At 68.8% G+C, this 16876-nt stretch carries 14 protein-coding genes; 12 read left to right on the top strand and 2 right to left on the bottom strand.

The genetic code is table 11. The features are described from left to right. Positions 1–51 precede the first annotated feature (51 nt). Positions 52–1566 (bottom strand): AAA family ATPase, encoded by a 1515-nt coding sequence (locus tag ACLFMY_RS02400; protein WP_410762925.1) that lies wholly within the window; start codon positions 1564–1566, stop codon positions 52–54. 166 nt (positions 1567–1732) lie between these two features. Here ACLFMY_RS02400 and mrcB point away from each other — a divergent pair, with 166 nt between their 5' ends. The 12 genes from mrcB to ACLFMY_RS02340 all read left to right on the top strand — a co-directional run bounded on the left by mrcB (position 1733) and on the right by ACLFMY_RS02340 (position 16669). Next, complete coding sequence (gene mrcB, locus ACLFMY_RS02395; RefSeq protein WP_410762924.1) at positions 1733–4159, top strand: penicillin-binding protein 1B; 2427 nt, start codon at positions 1733–1735, stop codon at positions 4157–4159. Between the two features lie 99 nt (positions 4160–4258). Continuing rightward, positions 4259–4864: a tetratricopeptide repeat protein gene (locus ACLFMY_RS02390; protein WP_410762923.1), complete on the top strand. Its 606-nt coding sequence runs from the start codon at positions 4259–4261 to the stop codon at positions 4862–4864. Beyond that, on the top strand, positions 4861–6825 hold the full coding sequence (locus ACLFMY_RS02385; protein ID WP_410762922.1) for an ATP-dependent DNA helicase: 1965 nt from the start codon (positions 4861–4863) through the stop codon (positions 6823–6825). Before ACLFMY_RS02390 ends, ACLFMY_RS02385 begins: the two co-directional genes overlap by 4 nt. 192 nt (positions 6826–7017) lie before the next feature. Then, a complete protein-coding gene (gene folD, locus ACLFMY_RS02380) occupies positions 7018–7878 on the top strand; it encodes a bifunctional methylenetetrahydrofolate dehydrogenase/methenyltetrahydrofolate cyclohydrolase FolD (protein WP_410762921.1) in 861 nt (286 codons plus the stop codon). A 10-nt stretch (positions 7879–7888) separates the two neighbouring features. Continuing rightward, positions 7889–8551: a ribonuclease T gene (rnt, locus tag ACLFMY_RS02375; protein ID WP_410762920.1), complete on the top strand. Its 663-nt coding sequence runs from the start codon at positions 7889–7891 to the stop codon at positions 8549–8551. A 225-nt stretch (positions 8552–8776) separates the two neighbouring features. Then, a complete protein-coding gene (locus ACLFMY_RS02370) occupies positions 8777–9748 on the top strand; it encodes a metal ABC transporter solute-binding protein, Zn/Mn family (protein WP_410762919.1) in 972 nt (323 codons plus the stop codon). A 51-nt stretch (positions 9749–9799) separates the two neighbouring features. Beyond that, complete coding sequence (locus ACLFMY_RS02365; protein WP_410762918.1) at positions 9800–10606, top strand: metal ABC transporter ATP-binding protein; 807 nt, start codon at positions 9800–9802, stop codon at positions 10604–10606. After that, entirely contained in the window at positions 10606–11811 is a 1206-nt protein-coding gene (locus tag ACLFMY_RS02360; RefSeq protein ID WP_410762917.1) for a metal ABC transporter permease, read from the top strand. Before ACLFMY_RS02365 ends, ACLFMY_RS02360 begins: the two co-directional genes overlap by 1 nt. Continuing rightward, the gene (locus ACLFMY_RS02355; RefSeq protein ID WP_410762916.1) at positions 11811–12737 is read left to right on the top strand and encodes a metal ABC transporter permease; all 927 of its coding nucleotides are present in this window, start codon (positions 11811–11813) and stop codon (positions 12735–12737) included. The genes ACLFMY_RS02360 and ACLFMY_RS02355 overlap by 1 nt, the downstream gene beginning before the upstream one ends. A gap of 259 nt (positions 12738–12996) precedes the next feature. Then, the gene (locus ACLFMY_RS02350; protein ID WP_410762914.1) at positions 12997–14037 is read left to right on the top strand and encodes an LbtU family siderophore porin; all 1041 of its coding nucleotides are present in this window, start codon (positions 12997–12999) and stop codon (positions 14035–14037) included. A 41-nt stretch (positions 14038–14078) separates the two neighbouring features. Continuing rightward, positions 14079–15197 (top strand): imelysin family protein, encoded by a 1119-nt coding sequence (locus ACLFMY_RS02345; RefSeq protein ID WP_410762913.1) that lies wholly within the window; start codon positions 14079–14081, stop codon positions 15195–15197. A gap of 41 nt (positions 15198–15238) precedes the next feature. After that, the gene (locus ACLFMY_RS02340; protein ID WP_410762912.1) at positions 15239–16669 is read left to right on the top strand and encodes a di-heme oxidoredictase family protein; all 1431 of its coding nucleotides are present in this window, start codon (positions 15239–15241) and stop codon (positions 16667–16669) included. Positions 16670–16699: 30 nt separating this feature from the next. On the opposite strand, the gene ACLFMY_RS02335 is transcribed toward ACLFMY_RS02340, so the two are convergent. Further along, on the bottom strand, positions 16700–16876 hold a 177-nt coding region (locus tag ACLFMY_RS02335), incomplete at its 5' end, for an ATP-binding protein (RefSeq protein ID WP_410762934.1).

The following is a 16876-nucleotide window of genomic DNA, read 5'->3' as shown; positions in this document are numbered from 1 at the left end:
TGCCCCGACGTCACGTCATCCTCGCCGAACGGGGCACGGTCCTGATGCCGGTCAATCCAGCCGTTCGGCGATCTGCGGGCCGAAGGGAGCATCGCATTTCAGGCGCAGGCAGTGTTTCGCCTCGTCCGGTGTCAGAGGCTCGAGCTTCTGCAACTGGTGTTCGAGCACCTGTTCGTCGGCCTCGGAGATGTCGCTGCCATGGGCCCGGCGTTCCCGCAGGTACTCGAGCAACTGCTCGTTGTCGCACTCGATGAACAGGATGGTGTAGGGAACGCCGAGTTCGTCGGCCAGCCGCTCGAAGCGGTCTCGGCGCGCGCGCTCGAGGAACGTGGCGTCCATGGCCATGGGCCACCCGGATGCCGCACCCAGGCGGGCGATCTCCTCGAGGCGGGCGTAGGTCTGGTCGGTGGCGAAGGGGGCGTAGCGCTCGGCCGGGTCGGAGAACAGGCGCAGGCGCTCGGCGTCCGATCGTACCCGGACCGCACCGCGAGCCAGCACCAGCTCCCGGCTGGCCAGCGACTTGCCGCTGCCGCTCGCGCCCATGGTGATGAAGATCTCGCCCTGCCTCGGCTCGAAGAAGGTGCAGGCAAGGTCCACGTAGTCACGGAAGTCCGCCCAGGCCGCCTCGCGCTCGTCCGGCGTCATGTCGTCGCGCAGGCCGAGCAGCGCGATCTTGGCGCGCACGGCGGCCCGGTAGCCCTGGTAGAAGGGCAGGGTGGGCAGTGCCTCGTAGTCGCCGCTGATCTCGAGGTAGCGGTCGAGCAGCTGGCGGGCGGCGGCCACTAGTCGACGCTTGTGCAGGTCCATCAGGGCGAAGGCGAGATCGTTGGCGGTGTCGGTCCAGCGGAAGTCGTCGTTGAACTCGATGCCGTCGAAGATCGTGACGTCGTCGCCCTGCAGGGCCATGTTGGCCAGGTGCATGTCGCCGTGGCACTCGCGCACATGGCCGGCGTGCTTGCGGCGGTCGATGGCCGGACGGGCAGCCTCGAAGGCCGCCCGGGACAGCCTGTCCAGACGGTCGAGGCGTTCGTGGTCCTCGTCGGTCTCGACGAAGGGCGCGATCTGTTCGAGGTTCTGTTCCATCGGCGCCCAGACCGTCTCGGGCTCGCCGAAGCGCGAAGTCGGGTCGGCTGCCGCGGCACGGGAGTGGAACTCGGCGATGCGGTCGGCGATCCGGTTGACCAGTGCCTCGTCCAGCCCCGCCCGTCCGGCGACGTTGTCGAGCCGGTCGGCCTGGTCGAAGCGCTGCATGCGGATGACGTATTCCTCGGCGCCCTCGAGGTCGTCGAGCAGCCGGCCCTCGGCATCGATGCCCAGCACGCCGTCGTAGAGGTCCGGGGCCAGCCGGGTATTGAGCCGCAGTTCCTCGAGACAGAAGTGTCGCCGGCGGTCGAGGCTGGAGAAGTCGAGAAAGCCGAAATTCATCGGCTTCTTGATCTTGTAGGCCCAGGGGCCGGTGAGGAACACGTGGGAGATGTGCGTCTGGAGGTGTTCCAGCGACGGGTCGGCGGATGCCAGGTTCGCCTTGAAGCGCTCGACCAGTCGCTCGTGTTTTTGCTCGGCCATGGGGTCTCCCGGTGATGATTCTCGTTCGTGACGCCGGTCTGTCCCGTGGTCGGGAGACCGAACTTACTCGTCTCCCGCCGGTCTTCCGGGACTGATAGACTGGCGCTCCGGCCGCGTTATGCCGCGGCCGGAGTCAATTCCAAAAGTGTAACAGTGTGGTCGCGACGTGGCATCCAGCAAGGGTAGCAAGGCAAGGAGCAGGGCAGGGAGCAAACGTCATTCCCGCTCGACCGGGAGGACCGGCGCATCCCGGGGAAGTGCCCGACGGAGCGGGGCAAGGCGTTCCGGTCGCCGGCAGCCGTCCTTCCGTGGAAAGCTCAGGGGCTGGCTGATCAGGCTGGTCCTCGCGGGCGCGCTGATCGGTACCCTGCTGCTGGCCGCCTGGGCCTGGTATCTCAACGAGAAGGTCACCGAGCGTTTCGAGGGTGCGTTGTTCACCATGCCGGCGACCGTCTATGCCGCGCCCGACGAGATCTACGTTGGCCAGTCGATGACCATCGACGATCTGACCGCTGCGTTGAAGCGACTCAATTACGTCGCCGCCGATTCCCTCGACGAAACCGGAACGTACCACCGGCGCGGCAACCAGGTCTCGTTCCATCGTCGAGCGTTCGATTTCCCGGATGGCGAGCAGCCGTCGCGTCGGGTCGATGTGCGTATCGTCGGCGGCCAGGTGATCGAGCTCGACGACCCGGACGGCGAATCGCTCGGCATCGTGCGTCTGGAGCCGCGCTCGATCGGCACGCTCTACCCCAACCGGGCCGAGGATCGGGTGCTGCTCGCGATCGAGGACGTCAAGGAGGAGGCGCCCCTGCTGCTCGATACCCTGCTGGCCGTGGAGGACCGCGCCTTCGACGAGCACCATGGCGTGGTGCCCACGGCGATCCTGCGCGCCTTTCTCACCAACCTGATCTCCGGCGGCCGGGTGCAGGGCGGTAGCACCATCACCCAGCAGCTGGCCAAGAACCTCTTCCTCACCCACGACCGCACCTATCGGCGCAAGTTCGCCGAGATGATCATGTCGCTGGAGATGGAGTGGCATTACCCCAAGGACAAGATCCTCGAGGCCTACCTCAACGAGGTCTACCTGGGGCAGGATGGCGGCCGCGCGATCCACGGCTTCGGTCTGGCCTCGAGCTTCTATTTCGGCCGTCCGATCGACGAGCTCGAGCCCGAACAGATCGCCCTGCTGGTGGGGATGGTCAAGGGCGCGAACTACTACAATCCGCGCCGCCACCCCGAGCGGGCGCTGGCACGACGCAATGTCGTTATCGACGTGATGATCGACCTGGGCGTGACCGATCCGACCACCGGCGCCGAATGGCAGGGACGGCCGCTGGGCGTGCTCGACGCGGCCGGATCGCGGGCTCGGCACCCGGCCTTCGTCGACCTGGTGCGTCGGCAGCTGACCGAGCAGTACGACGCGGACGATCTCAAGACGCGCGGCCTGAAGATCTTCACCACCCTGCGCCCCCGGGTGCAGGAGGCGCTGGAGGAGAGCACGGGCCGTCTCGACGATGTCGAAGCCGATCGAGGTCTCGAGCAGGGTGTACTCCAGACCGCCGGGGTGATCGCATCGGTCAGCACCGGCGAGATCGAGGCGATGATCGGCGGGCGGGAAACGCAGCACGAGGGATATGACCGGGCCCTGGATGCCCGCCGTCAGGTCGGTTCGCTGATCAAGCCGGCGGTGTATCTGACAGCCTTGTCGCGGCCGGCCGAGTACAACCTGATCACCCAGCTCACCGACGAGCCGATTTCGGTGGCACAAGCCGGATCGGAGGACTGGAAGCCGAAGAACTACAGTGGCGAGTTTCACGGCCCGACGCCGCTCATCGAGGCACTGGCCCATTCGCGCAACATACCCACCGTGCAACTTGGGCTGGATGTCGGGCTGGAATCGGTCGCCGATACGATCGAGCGGTTGGGCGGGTCGCGGCCGTCAACGCTCTACCCGTCGATGCTCCTTGGCGCCATGGGCATGACGCCACTGGAGGTCGCGCAGATGTACCAGACACTCTCGGCGGACGGATTCATGACACCGCTGCGCGCCATCCGCAGCGTGGTCGATCGTGACGGCGAGCCGTTGTCGAGGTATTCGCTCGACGTCCGGCGCGCCGCCGAACGTGAACCGCTCTACCTGCTGCAATACGGGCTGCAGACGGTGGTGGCCGAAGGCACCTCGACCCGCCTGAACCAGATGATTTCGCCCTCCGTGGGCGTGGGGGGCAAGACCGGAACCACCAGCGACGGCCGCGATGCCTGGTTCGCCGGTTTCACCGGCAACCGCGTCGGCGCGATCTGGGTGGGGCGCGATGACGATGGTTCGGCCAACCTGACCGGATCGTCGTCGGCGCTGCCGCTTTGGGGCGAGGCATTCGCGCGGCTCGATAACCAGCCGCGCGACATGGCTCCGCCGCGGGGAGTGCGTTTTGCCAAGGTCGATTCCGAGCGGCGGTTCGTCGTGCCGGAACGCTGTACCGGCGAATCCCTGCCGTTCATTGCCTCGCACCTGCCCGAGCGCGCCGGGAACTGCGAAGGGGGGTCAGGCGACGACGAGGGGAGCGGTGGCATCTGGAACTGGTTCCGTTGAGCGGTGTCCCCAGCCGGTCGCGACGATTTCCGCCTCCCGCCGTCGGCGGTCGCCGGGTTACGATAAGCGCGAATTCCGAGACATTTCAGGTATCGAGTAATGGACAGTAAAAAGCCGATCAGCCACTTCCTTTTTCGAGGTCTTTCCCTTCGCGTGGCGGTTTTCCTGTCGGGCGGGTTTCTCGTAACCGCCTGCGCGCCGATGACACCGCCGCCCGAATCGAGCGAGCCTGAGAGAAAGGAGGCGCCGAAGGAGGAGCCCAGGCCCGAGGTGCGTTCCACTCCGCTGGAGAGTCCGGATCTCGACGAAGAGGAGTTGCCCAGCGAGCGTGACGAGGAGGCAGAGGAGTCGGGCACCTCGCCCGCCGTCATGGCCCTGGTGCGCCAGGCCGACGAACGCCGGGAATCGGGAGATCTCGCCGGCGCCCAATCGACGCTGGAGCGCGCCGTCCAGATCGAGTCCGACAACGCGCGCCTGTGGCTCGATCTCGCCCAGCTTCGCCTGGCGCAGGATCAGCCTGAGCAGGCCGAACAGCTGGCCCTGCGGGCCGTCGAGCACGCCCGGGACAACGCCACGCTGTCGGCCGCGTGGAAGCTGGTGGCCAAGGCACGCCGGGCCCAGGGGGACGAGGACGGTGCCCGCGAGGCCGAGGAGCGCGCCGGCAGCGAGTCGGTCAGCCGCGGCGTCATTCGCCTGCCCGCATGAGCGAACAGGCCCGCCTCGGTCTCGACGAGGTCTTCGGCGAGGAGGGCAGGCTGGCCGGGGCGTTCTCCGGCTACCAGCCGCGTCCCGGCCAGCGCCGGATGGCCGAGCTGATCCGGGACGCGATCACCGACCAGCACACCCTGGTGCTCGAGGCCGGCACTGGTGTCGGCAAGACCTTCGGCTACCTCGCCCCGGTACTGCTCTCGGGCAAGCGTGCCCTGATATCCACCGGCACCAAGCACCTGCAGGACCAGCTGTTCGACCGCGACCTGCCGCAGTTGCGCGACCTGCTGGGGGTCAATACACGCGTGGCGCTGCTCAAGGGGCGCGCGAACTACCTGTGCAAGTACCGGCTCGACCTGGCGACCGAGCAGGCGCAGCTGCCGCGCCGGGAAGACGCCCGGGCGCTGCAGGCAATCCGGGACTGGGGCGAGCGGACGCTCGACGGCGACCGGGCCGACTGCGTCGAGGTCGGTGACGATCACGACATCTGGCCGCTGGTCACCTCCACCAACGACAACTGCCTGGGGCGCGAGTGCCCCCTCTATGACGAGTGCTTCGTGGTCAAGGCCCGCGAGCGCGCGCAGAAGGCGGACATCGTGGTGATCAACCACCACCTGTTCTGTGCCGATCTCGCCCTGCGGCAGACCGGCTTCGCCGAGCTGCTGCCCGACACCGACGTAGTGGTGCTCGACGAGGCGCACCAGATCCCCGAGATCGCCTCGATGTTCTTCGGCGAGTCGGTCGGCTCGCGGCAGGTGCGCGAACTGGCACAGGACACCCGTACCGAGCAGAAGCACGAGGCGCGCGACCAGCTCGGTCTGCTGGATGCCGCCGAGGCGCTCAAGCGCTCGATCGACCCGGTGGTCGAGGCGCTGGGGCGCATCGAGGCCGATCGCCTGCCCTGGGCGGAGCTTTCGGAGAACCAGGGGGTGGTCGATCGACTCGACGAGCTGGCCGCCGCCCTCGACCGGCTGGTCGCCGAACTGGAGATCGGCGCCCCGCGGGGCAAGGGGCTTGCCAGCCTGCTGGGCCGGGCACGGCAGTTGCGGGATGACTTGGGGGCGTTCCGCGAGGGCCGGTCGGAGGCGGACGGGCACGCCGTGCGCTGGGTGGAGCGGCGCACGCGCTCGTTCACCCTGCACACCACGCCGGTCAACGCCGCCGGGCAGCTCAAGTCGCACGTCGAGTCGGCCCCGCGGGCGTGGATCATGACCTCGGCAACCCTGGCCGCCGGCCGGGATTTCTCCCACTTCACCCGGCGCATGAACCTCGACGATGCCCGCTGCGAGCAGGTCGAGTCGCCGTTCGATTTCGCCAGCCAGGCCGTGCTCTATCTCCCGCCGAACCTGCCCGAGCCGGCGGGCCGCGACGGGGCCACCGAACACACGCTGGCCGCGTTGCGGGCCGTCTACCCGCTACTCAAGGCCAGCGGTGGCCGAGCCTTTTTGCTGTTCACCTCGCACCGCGCGCTGAAACTCGCCGCAGAGACACTCGGCAAGCACCTCACCGAGCTGCCGCTGTTCGTGCAGGGCACGCGTTCGAAGTCCGCGTTGCTCGACGAGTTCCGCCAGGCCGGCAACGGCGTGCTGCTGGGCACGCAGAGCTTCTGGGAAGGCGTGGACGTGCGTGGCGAGGCGCTCTCGCTGGTGATGATCGATCGCATTCCCTTCGCCGCCCCGGGCGACCCGGTGCGCGCCGCGCGCGAGCAGCGCCTCAAGGACAAGGGGCTGGTGCCGTTCGTCCACATGGCCCTGCCCGAGGCGATCATCACCCTCAAGCAGGGCGTGGGGCGCCTGATCCGCGACACCGGCGACCGCGGCGTGATGGTGCTCTGCGATCCCCGCCTGCAGACCAAGGGCTACGGCCGGCAGATCCTCGACGCCCTGCCGCCGATGCGGCGTACCCGGGACGGTCGCGTCGCGCGCGACATGCTCCTGCCGGCGGACGTCGCCGGCTGACCGTCCCCGCCTGACCGTCCAGGGCACCCGCGCCTTCCCGTCAATACCCGAGCGTTCCGCTCCGTTGCCGTCGAATGGGCGGCCTCCCTACTATCGATGCTTCTCCCTAGAGGTTCCCTCGCTCCTTGCCTGATTGAGTCCGTCCGGGGTGCATGCGACAATCACGCCTTTCCCCGCACGTGACCATGTCCCATGACTGCAAGACTCCTTGATGGGCGAGCCGTTGGCGCCACCGTGCGCGCCGGGCTGGCCGAGACGATCGCCGCCCATACCGAGAGCGGGCACCGTTCACCCGGGCTGGCCGTGGTGCAGGTGGGCGGGGATCCGGCCTCGTCCGTGTACGTGGCCAACAAGCGCAAGGCCTGCGCCAAGCTCGGCATCGCCTCGTACTCGCACGATCTGGACGAGTCGGTCACCCAGGCCGAGCTCGACGCGCTGGTCGACGAGCTCAATGCCGACGAGCGGGTCGACGGCATCCTGGTGCAACTGCCGCTGCCCGAGCACCTGAGCGCCGACTCGATCATCGACCGCATCGACCCTGACAAGGATGTCGACGGGTTCCACCCGGCGAACATCGGCCGGCTGGCCATCCGCCGGCCCGGCCTGCGTCCCTGCACGCCCTATGGCGTCATGCGCCTGCTCGAGGAAACCGGCCGCGACCTGCACGGCCTGGAGGCGGTGGTCGTGGGGGCATCGAACATCGTCGGCCGTCCCATGGCGCTCGAGCTGCTGCTGGCCGGCGCGACCGTGACGGTCTGTCACCGCTTCACGGACGATCTGGCCGCTCATGTCCGCCGTGCGGACCTGGTGGTGGTGGCTGCGGGCAAGCCCGGGCTGGTCAAGGGCGAGTGGATCCGGGACGGGGCCATCGTCATCGACGTGGGCATCCATCGGCGCGAGGACGGCTCGCTGCACGGTGACGTCGACTTCGAGGCCGCGGCCGAGCGGGCCGGGTTCATCACGCCGGTGCCCGGCGGGGTCGGGCCGATGACCATCGCCATGCTGATGCACAACACCGTCACCTCCTGGGCTCGCCGTCTGGGACTGGACTGAGCCGGCCGTCATGAGTGCAGAGCGGACCGAGCAGGAACCTCCCAACATCGCGCGCCGCTTTCGCGGCTTCGTCCCCGTGGTCGTGGACGTCGAGACCGGCGGGCTCGACCCGCAGGGGCACGCCCTGCTGGAACTGGCGGCCGTGCTGCTGGACGTCGACGAGCACGGGCGGCTGTATCCCGCCGAGGAGATCGCCGTGTCGGTGCACCCGAGCGCCCTGACGGCGGTCGACCCTGTCTCGATCAAGATCCATGGCATCGACCCGTCTGATCCCGAGCGCGAGGCGATGGAGGAGCGCGCTGCCCTGGATGCCTTCTTCCGGCCGATCCGGCGCCAGGTAAAGGCGCTGAATGCGCGTCGCGCGATCCTGGTGGGGCACAACGCGCCGTTCGACCTCGCCGTGGTCAAGGCCGCCTGCGAGCGCACCGGCTACAAGCGCAATCCCTTCCATCCGTTTTCCACGTTGGACACGGTCACCGCCGCCGCGGTGGCCGTCGGCGAGACCGTGCTCGCCAAGGCGGTCACGGCCGCCGGGTTCGACTGGGACAACAGCCGGGCGCATGGCGCCCTGTACGATGCGCAGAAGACCGCCGAACTCTTCTGTCACATCATCAACAGCCTGTCGACCGAGACCGGACAGGCTGCCCTGCGGGTGCGCGAGCCCCGGATCTGAAGGCCGACGTCGTCGGCCACCCGTCTCCTCGGTATCTCCACTGACGTCGTCATGTAATTGCTCGGGCCATCGCTCGCCACGGGCAATGGCGACCGTCCCATTGACACGATGCGGGGTCAGGCGGTAATTTTCCTGCAAAGTTAGATTAGGCTAATTCTTCTCTGTGGCCGTGATGTGCAGACGGGGCGATCGCGGACTCGGAGAGGCGACGAAGGGGAATCGAGAATGGGAACGGGTTCGCTGGTTGCGTGGTGGCGCGCGGTGGTGATGTCGCTGGCCGGTCTGCTGTGCCTCTTCGGCACGGCGCAGGCCGGGGAGCGCCTCGAGGTGGTCGCGACCACGGGGATGATCGCCGACGCGGTCCGCGAGGTCGGTGGCGACCGGGTGGAAGTCCGGGCGCTCATGGGCCCCGGCGTCGACCCGCATGGCTATCGCCAGACGCGGTCCGATATCGTGGCGATGACACGCGCGGACCTGGTGCTCTGGCACGGCCTGTATCTCGAGGCACAGATGGAGGGTTTTCTCGAGAAGCTCGCCCGTCGCCAGTCCGTGGTCGCCGTGGCGGAATCCCTGCCGAGGCAGGATCTTCTCGCGCACGCCGACCACGACGACCGGAACGACCCGCATGTCTGGATGGATCCCGAGTTGTGGTCGCAGGTGGTGCTCGTCGTCCGCGATGCCCTGGTCGAGGCGCGACCGGAGTCGGCGGAGACCTTCCGCAGGAACGCCGATGCCTATCTCGACGAGCTCGACCGCCTGGCCGATTATGCCCGAGAGGCGACGGCCACCGTGCCCGCCGAGGGCCGGGTGCTGCTGACCGCCCACGACGCCTTCGGTTACTTCGGCCGTGCGTACGACTTCGAGGTGGTCGGCATCCAGGGTATCTCGACGCAATCCGAGGCCGGACTGTCCCGCATCCGTGCACTGGTCGACATGCTGGTCGATCGTGACGTGCAGGCGGTGTTCGTGGAAAGCTCCGTGTCCGACCGCAACATCCGCGCGCTGATCGAGGGAGCGGCCTCCCGGGGGCAGGAAATCTCGCTTGGCGGGGAGCTGTTCTCCGATGCGATGGGGCCGGACGGTTCCTACGAGGGTACCTATATCGGCATGATCGATCACAATGTCACCACGATCACCCGTGCGCTCGGGGGCGAGGCACCGGCAGGCGGCATGCAGGACCGCCTGGCGGGCCGATGATCGCCGTGCCCGTCGCCGGTGGTGTGCCTTGCCGAGAAAGGATGAAACCGGATGCTTGATGCACTGAGAAGCGCCGCCCAGGGGAAACGCCGACTGCCGGAGCTGGCGGACAAGCCGCTGGCGGTCCGTGGGCTGACGGTGGCGTACGGACAGAAACCGGCGGTGTTCTCGCTGGACATGACCGTGGAGCCGGGTTCCATGACGGCCATCATCGGGCCGAACGGCGCCGGCAAGTCCACCACGCTCAAGGCGACGCTCGGCATCATTCCACGGCTGTCCGGCACGGTGACGGTCTTCGGCGAACCGTTGCCGCGGGCCCGTCACCGGATCGCCTACGTCCCGCAGCGTGCCACGGTGGACTGGGATTTCCCCACCCGCGTGATCGACGTGGTGCTGATGGGGATGGCCCGCGAACTCGGGTTGTTGGGGCTGGTGCGTGATCGCCACCGTGCCCGGGCGCTCGACTGCCTCGACCGGGTGGGGATGAAGGAATTCGCCGACCGGCAGATCGGCCAGCTTTCCGGCGGGCAGCAGCAGCGGGTGTTCCTCGCCCGTGCACTGGCACAGGGGGCCGACCTGTACCTGCTCGACGAGCCGTTCGCCGGCGTGGACGCCGCTACCGAGCGGGCCATCGTCGAGGTGCTCAAGTCGCTGCAGGCCGAGGGCCGTACCGTGGTGGTCGTCCACCATGACCTCTCCACGGTCAACGACTACTTCGACCATGTCCTGCTGATCAATGTCCGCAAGGTGGCCGAGGGGCCCGTGGCCGAGGCCTTCACCGAGGACAACCTGCAGCGTGCCTACGGCGGCCGCCTGGCCACCGCACAGATCGACCAGCTTCAGCTCGGTGGCCACTGATGCTGCTCGAGGCCCTTACCCTCCAGCTCGGCTACAACGCCACCCTGGTAGCCGTCGGCGCCGGCCTGCTGGGGCTGGCCGCCGGGGCATCCGGCACCTTCCTGTTCCTGCGCAAGCGCGCGCTGGTATCCGATGCCATCAGCCACTCGACCCTTCCCGGCGTGGGGCTGGCGTTCATCGTGATGGTGGCCCTCGGTGGGGAGGGACGGAATCTCGCCGGCCTGCTGGTCGGCGCGGCCTTCAGCGCCGCCGTGGGCCTGCTGGCGATGCACTGGCTGACCCGCCACACCCGCCTGGCCGAGGATGCGGCGATCGGCGCCGTGCTTTCCGTGTTCTTCGGCTTCGGTGTGGTGCTGCTCACGGTGATCCAGACGATGTCGATCGGGCGCCAGGCGGGACTGGAGGAGCTGCTGCTCGGGGCGACCGCGGGCATGGTCTACAGCGATGCGGTGCTGATCGCCGTGGGCGGGGCGATCGCGGTCTCGCTGGTGTATGTCCTGCGCCGTCCCATGACCATGGTGGCGTTCGACCCGGGCTTCGCGGCCTCCGCCGGCGTCAATGTCCGCCATGTCGATCTCGCGATGATGGGGCTGGTGCTGGCGGTGACCATCATCGGCCTCAAGGTGGTCGGCCTGGTGCTGATCGTCGCCCTGCTCATCATTCCGCCGGTGACCGCCCGTTTCTGGACCGATCGGACCGAGCGCGTCGTCTGGATCGCCGGGCTGGTCGGCGGGCTGGCCGGCTTCGTCGGCGCTGCCATCTCCGCGACCGCCCCGGCGCTGCCGACCGGACCGATCATCGTGCTCACCGCCTTCGCGCTGTTCGTGCTCTCGCTGCTGCTCGCGCCGGGACGCGGCGTGGTGGCGGCCGCCATGCGCCACCGGCGCCAGCAGCGGCGGATCCACCTGCGCCAGGGGTTGCTGTCGCTGGCTCAGGACCAGCCGATCTACGAGCGATTCACCCTGTCCCTCCTGGTGCGTGAAGGCCTTGCCCGTCCCGACGGCGTGGCGACGGAGAAGGGCCGTGCGAGAGCGGCGAAGGCCTGCCGTGACGAGGCGCGCTGGGCGATCGCGCGTCGACTGCACTCGCATGAATCCGTGGCGGCCCGCTACGACGGGCTCACGCCGATCGAACAATGGCTGACCGATGACGAGATCCGTGACATCGACCGACGGATCGCAGGGGATTGCGGGGTGAGCGCGTGATGGGAAGCGAATTCGTCATGCTCTCGCTCGTGCCGCTGCTGATCGGGGTGCTTGCCGCTATCGCCTGCGCCTTGCCGGGCAATTTCCTCGTGCTGCGCCGACAGGCCCTGATCGGGGACGCGATCAGCCACGTGGTGCTGCCGGGGATCGTGGTGGCGTTCCTGCTCACCGGGGTGGTCGGCTCGATTCCCATGATGCTGGGCGCGGCGGGGGCGGCCATCGTGGCCGTCATCCTGATCGAGGCGATCAGGCGCCTGGGCCGCATCGAGCCGGGTGCGGCGATGGGCGTGGCCTTTACCGCGCTGTTCGCCGCCGGCGTGCTGCTGCTCGAGCAGTCCGACACTTCCTCGGTGCACCTGGACGTCGAGCACGCACTGTACGGGAACCTCGAGAGCCTGATCTGGGTGGAGGCCGAGGGCTGGGGGTCCCTGCTCGACCCGGCGGCCCTCGCGGGCCTGCCGCCCGAACTGCCGCGCATCGCCATCGTCTGCCTGGGTGTCCTGCTCTTCACGCTGCTCTTCTGGCGCCCGCTGAAGATCTCCACCTTCGACGAGGGGTTTGCCCGCGTGCTCGGCATGCGCACAAACGCCCTCGGCCTGGCTCTGGTGATCGTGGCCGCCGTGGCCGCGGTGGCGGCCTTCGATGCGGTCGGCTCGATCATTGTCATCGCCATGTTCATCTGCCCGCCGGCCGCCGCCCGCCTGATGACCAATCGCCTGGAAGTACAGGTGCTCTGGTCGGTGGCCTTCGCCGTGTTCTCCGCGGTGATCGGTTACGTGCTTGCCGGCCACGGCCCGCTCTGGTTCGGTGCCGACGACGCGGTGAGCGCCGCGGGCATGATCGCCACGGTCTCCGGCATCGTGCTGGCACTGGCCGCCATCTACGGGCCACACCGCAAGCGCAGCGGCGCTCCGACCGACGACTGACCTGCCTTTTCGATCCTTCCTTCCCCGTGCTGCCCGATGGGCCGCCTGTCTGAAAGCGCCACCCGGCAAACCGGCCCGGCAGGCACTGCGAATACCGAAACGAATACGAGTTGAACTAGGAACGATTCGCATTTAAGATGCTTGCTCATGGAGCAGGTGTTCGTCCTGCTCCGACGATAGAACGGGGCAAGCCAGCCGTCGCCAGCCAGCCCTCGAATGCAACGGGTCCTCCCGGACCCAGGGACATCGAGGAATGGACATGAAACGGATCACGCATCACGGTCGGCTGGCGGCCGCCGTATCCCTCGCCATGGTCTCTCAGGCGGCCATGGCCCAGCCGGTGGACGACAAGGTCGACGAGTCGGAGCGCTACCCGCAGGTGAACGTCGGCGGCGCCGTCGAGGTGGAGGCCTATCAGGCAAGCCCCTTCACTGGCAGCGACGAGAGCGACATCGTGCTTGCCACCGGGGCGTTGGGTCTCGAGGCGGCGATCAACGAGTGGATCACCGCCGAGGTCTCGACGCTCTACGAGGAGAACGACACCCCGCTGGAGATCGACACGGCGAGCGTCATGCTCGGCTCGGAGGAGGGCGTCTGGTCGGCGCGTGCCGGCCAGTTCTACGTGCCGTTCGGCGTGTACGAGACCGCCATGGTCTCCGACCCGCTCACCCTCGAACTGGGCGAGACCCGCGAGACCGCGATCGCCGCGGGTGTCGGCCAGGGCGGCTTCAATGCCCAGGTCTACGCCTTCAACGGTGACCTCGACGACCAGAACCAGGTGGACAACGTCGGTGCGACCGCCGGCTGGGCGGGCAACGTCGGCGAAGCCGAACTGGCACTGTCCGCCGGCTACATGAACAGCCTGGGCGAGTCCGATGCCATCGAGGGAACCATCGAGGAAAGCACCGACGAGGTCGGCGCCTGGACCGCCAGTGCCACGCTCGGTCTCGGCGAGGCGATGCTGGTGGGCGAGTACCTCACCGCCAGCGATTCCTTCGACGCCGCCGAACTGGCCTTCGACGGCGACGGAGCCCGGCCGGCCGCCTGGAATGTCGAGGCGAGCTACGGTTTCGACCTGATCGGCCGGCCGGCCCGCGCCGGCATTGGCTACCAGGGTACCGACGAGGCCCTGGCCCTCGAATTGCCGGAAAGCCGCGTGATCGCCGCGCTCTCGGTCGAGATCTTCCCGCGCACCGCACTTTCCTTCGAATACGCCGCTGACGAGGACTACGCCGTGGCCGACGGCGGCACCGGCGAGTCGGCCGGCACCTTCACCACGCAGCTCGCCGTCACCTTCTGAGCGCCTCCCGACCGGCACCATCGCATTACGAGGAACATCGCATGAACGACATGACCCGAAACCCGAAGTCCTTCCGCCTCGCCACCCTGACGCTCGCCTGCGGGCTGGCGCTGGGTGTGCCGTCCGTGCAGGCAGCGTCCGGCGACATGGATGCAAAGGCCGTGCTGGACCACACCGCCACGCACGTCATCGCCCGCAACTATGCCCGCCTGGCCGACGCCACGGAGCGGCTCGAGGCGCGACTGGCCGCACTCGAGGAGGACCCCGTCGCCGAGAACGTGATCGCCGCCCGGGCGGCCTGGCGGGCGGCGCGTGCCGACTGGGAGACCGGCGAGGCGCACCTGTTCGGTCCGGTGGATACTGACGGTCACGACCCGGCCATGGACTCCTGGCCGATCGACCTGCGCGAGCTCGACGGGCTGATCGACGGCAACGCCCCGCTGGATAGCGCGGCGGTGGATGGGCTCGACGGCGACACAAAGGGCTTCCATGCCATCGAATACCTCCTCTGGCAGCAGCCGGTGGACGAGGGACGCGAGTCCGCCGATACGGCCGCGAACCGCCTGGCGGACGCCCCGCGCCAGCGCACCCTGCTGGTCTCGCTGAGCGGCGACCTGAACGACCACGCCACGGCCATGGCCGCCGCCTGGCAGGGCGACGACGGCCACGCACGTCAGCTTGGCGCGGCGGGCACGCCAGACTCGCGGCTGTACCCGGCCGTGCGGGGCGCATTGCAGGAGCTGGCCGAGGGCATGGACGCGATCGCCGACGAGCTGGCCGCCGCCAAGCTGGGCGAACCGCTCGAATCGGGCCGCCCGGACGGCGTGGAGTCCCCTTACGCGCGCAATACCCGCGCCGACATGCACAACAACGTCACGGGCATCCGCAACCTCTGGCTCGGCTCGCTCGACGGTGTCGATTCCGGTCACGGGTTGCGGGCACTGGCCGCGGCGAACGACGCGGACGTCGAGGCGGTCGACCGGGCCTTGCTGGTGGCCTTGGGGTGGATCGAGGCGATCGGAGAGAGCGCCGATGCCAGCGGGCAACTCGCCTTCGCCGAGGTGGTCGCCGACGGCAAGCCGGTTCATGAAAAACAGGTCAGCGCGGCGGTCGATGCCGTGAGTGACCTGCGGGCGCGACTGGCCGCTGCCCTCGAGTGAGGAAGGGCGACATGAGGCGTTCGTATCGAGGAGGGCGCATCGTGGGCCGCGGTCCTGGCCTGCGCTGGCTGTTGCTGCCGTCGGTCGTGGCGTTCGCCGTGGCGGGGCAGGCCGGGGAGCGTCCGCCGGTGACGGTCGATTCGGCCACCAGCAACGCATTCTCGCATCCGCTGCCGGGGCTGTCGGACGAGGACGTGGCCCGCTTTACCCGCGGGGATGCCGACTTCGAGACGCCGTTCGTCTCCAGCGGTAATGCCATTCGTCCCGGGCTGGGGCCGGTGTTCAACGCCTCGAGCTGCGAGGCCTGTCATCCCCGCGACTCGCGGGGCGCGCCGCCACCCCATCCGGCGGACGGTCGCAGCAATCTCGCGGATACCGAGTCGATGTTCCTGCGCGTGAGCGTGGGCAACGACCCCGAGACCGGGCCGATCCCGGTGCCGGGCATGGGCACGCAACTCCAGCAGCAGGCGGTGGACGGGGCGGTGCCCGAGGCGGATGTCACGGTGCGTTGGCGCACGAAGACAGGAGAGTATGCGGACGGTACCCCCTACGAGCTGCGCTGGCCCGAGTTCGAACTGGAGGATCTGGCCGATCCCGAGGCACTGGCCGAGGCCGGCTACACCGTCGAGGACATCCAGATCTCGCCGCGGGTCGCGCCACCGATCCACGGGCGCGGCTACATCGAGGCGATCGACGCGGAGACCCTGCGTCGCTGGGCCGACCCGGACGATGCCGACGGCGACGGCATCAGCGGGCGGGTCAACCGGGTGCTCGACGTCGAGAGCGGCGAGCGGGTCATCGGCCGGATCGGCCTGAAGGCCAACAACCCCTCGCTGCGCCAGCAGAACGCGGGTGCCTATCACCAGGACATGGGCGTGACCAACACCGTGTTCCCCACGGAGTCCGAGGGCGCGAGGGTCAACCGGGACGGGGCCGATGACGACCCCGAGCTGGGCTGGGACAGCCGGACCGGGCGCCCCGATCCCGAGGCCGGCGAACGCATCCTGGGGGACGTGACCTTCTACACCCAGGCCCTGGCCGTGCCGTCGCGGCGATTCGTCGACAACCCCGAGGTCCGGCGCGGCGAGCGGCTGTTCGAGCAGGCCGGCTGCGCGGCCTGTCACCGGCCGAAGGTGGCCACCGGCGAGCACCCGGACGGCATCGAGCTGCTGTCGAACCGCGAGATCGCGCCGTACTCGGATTTCCTGCTGCACGACATGGGCGAGGGACTGGCCGACGGACGGGGCGACTTCGAGGCGACCGGGCGCGAGTGGCGGACCCCGCCGCTCTGGGGCATCGGGCTGAACGAGCTGGTCACCGGACACCGCTTCTACCTGCACGACGGGCGCGCCCGCGGGCTGGCCGAGGCGATCCTCTGGCACGGCGGCGAGGCCGAGCCGGCCCGCGAGTCCTTCCGCCGGATGACCGCCGAGGAGCGCGAGGCGCTGCTGACGTTCCTGCGCAGTCTCTGAAGGAAACCCTGCACGATCGCCGGAGGCGATTCATGACGGTTCTTCGAGGTCCCCGCTCGCTGGGATCGGGGCGCGCGGCAGGGTCACGGTGACGGTCAGCCCGTCGTCGTGATTGGCCAGCCGGATATCGCCCCCGTGTCCGCGGGCGATTTCGCGGGCGATGGTCAGGCCCAGTCCGGTGCCCCCGGTGGCGGGATTGCGCGAGGG

It is taken from the genome of Guyparkeria sp., from assembly GCF_046545975.1.
Taxonomy (GTDB): Bacteria; Pseudomonadota; Gammaproteobacteria; order Halothiobacillales; family Halothiobacillaceae; genus Guyparkeria.
Note: the sequence above shows the minus strand (reverse complement) of the source record. Positions and strands in the feature narration are given on the sequence as shown.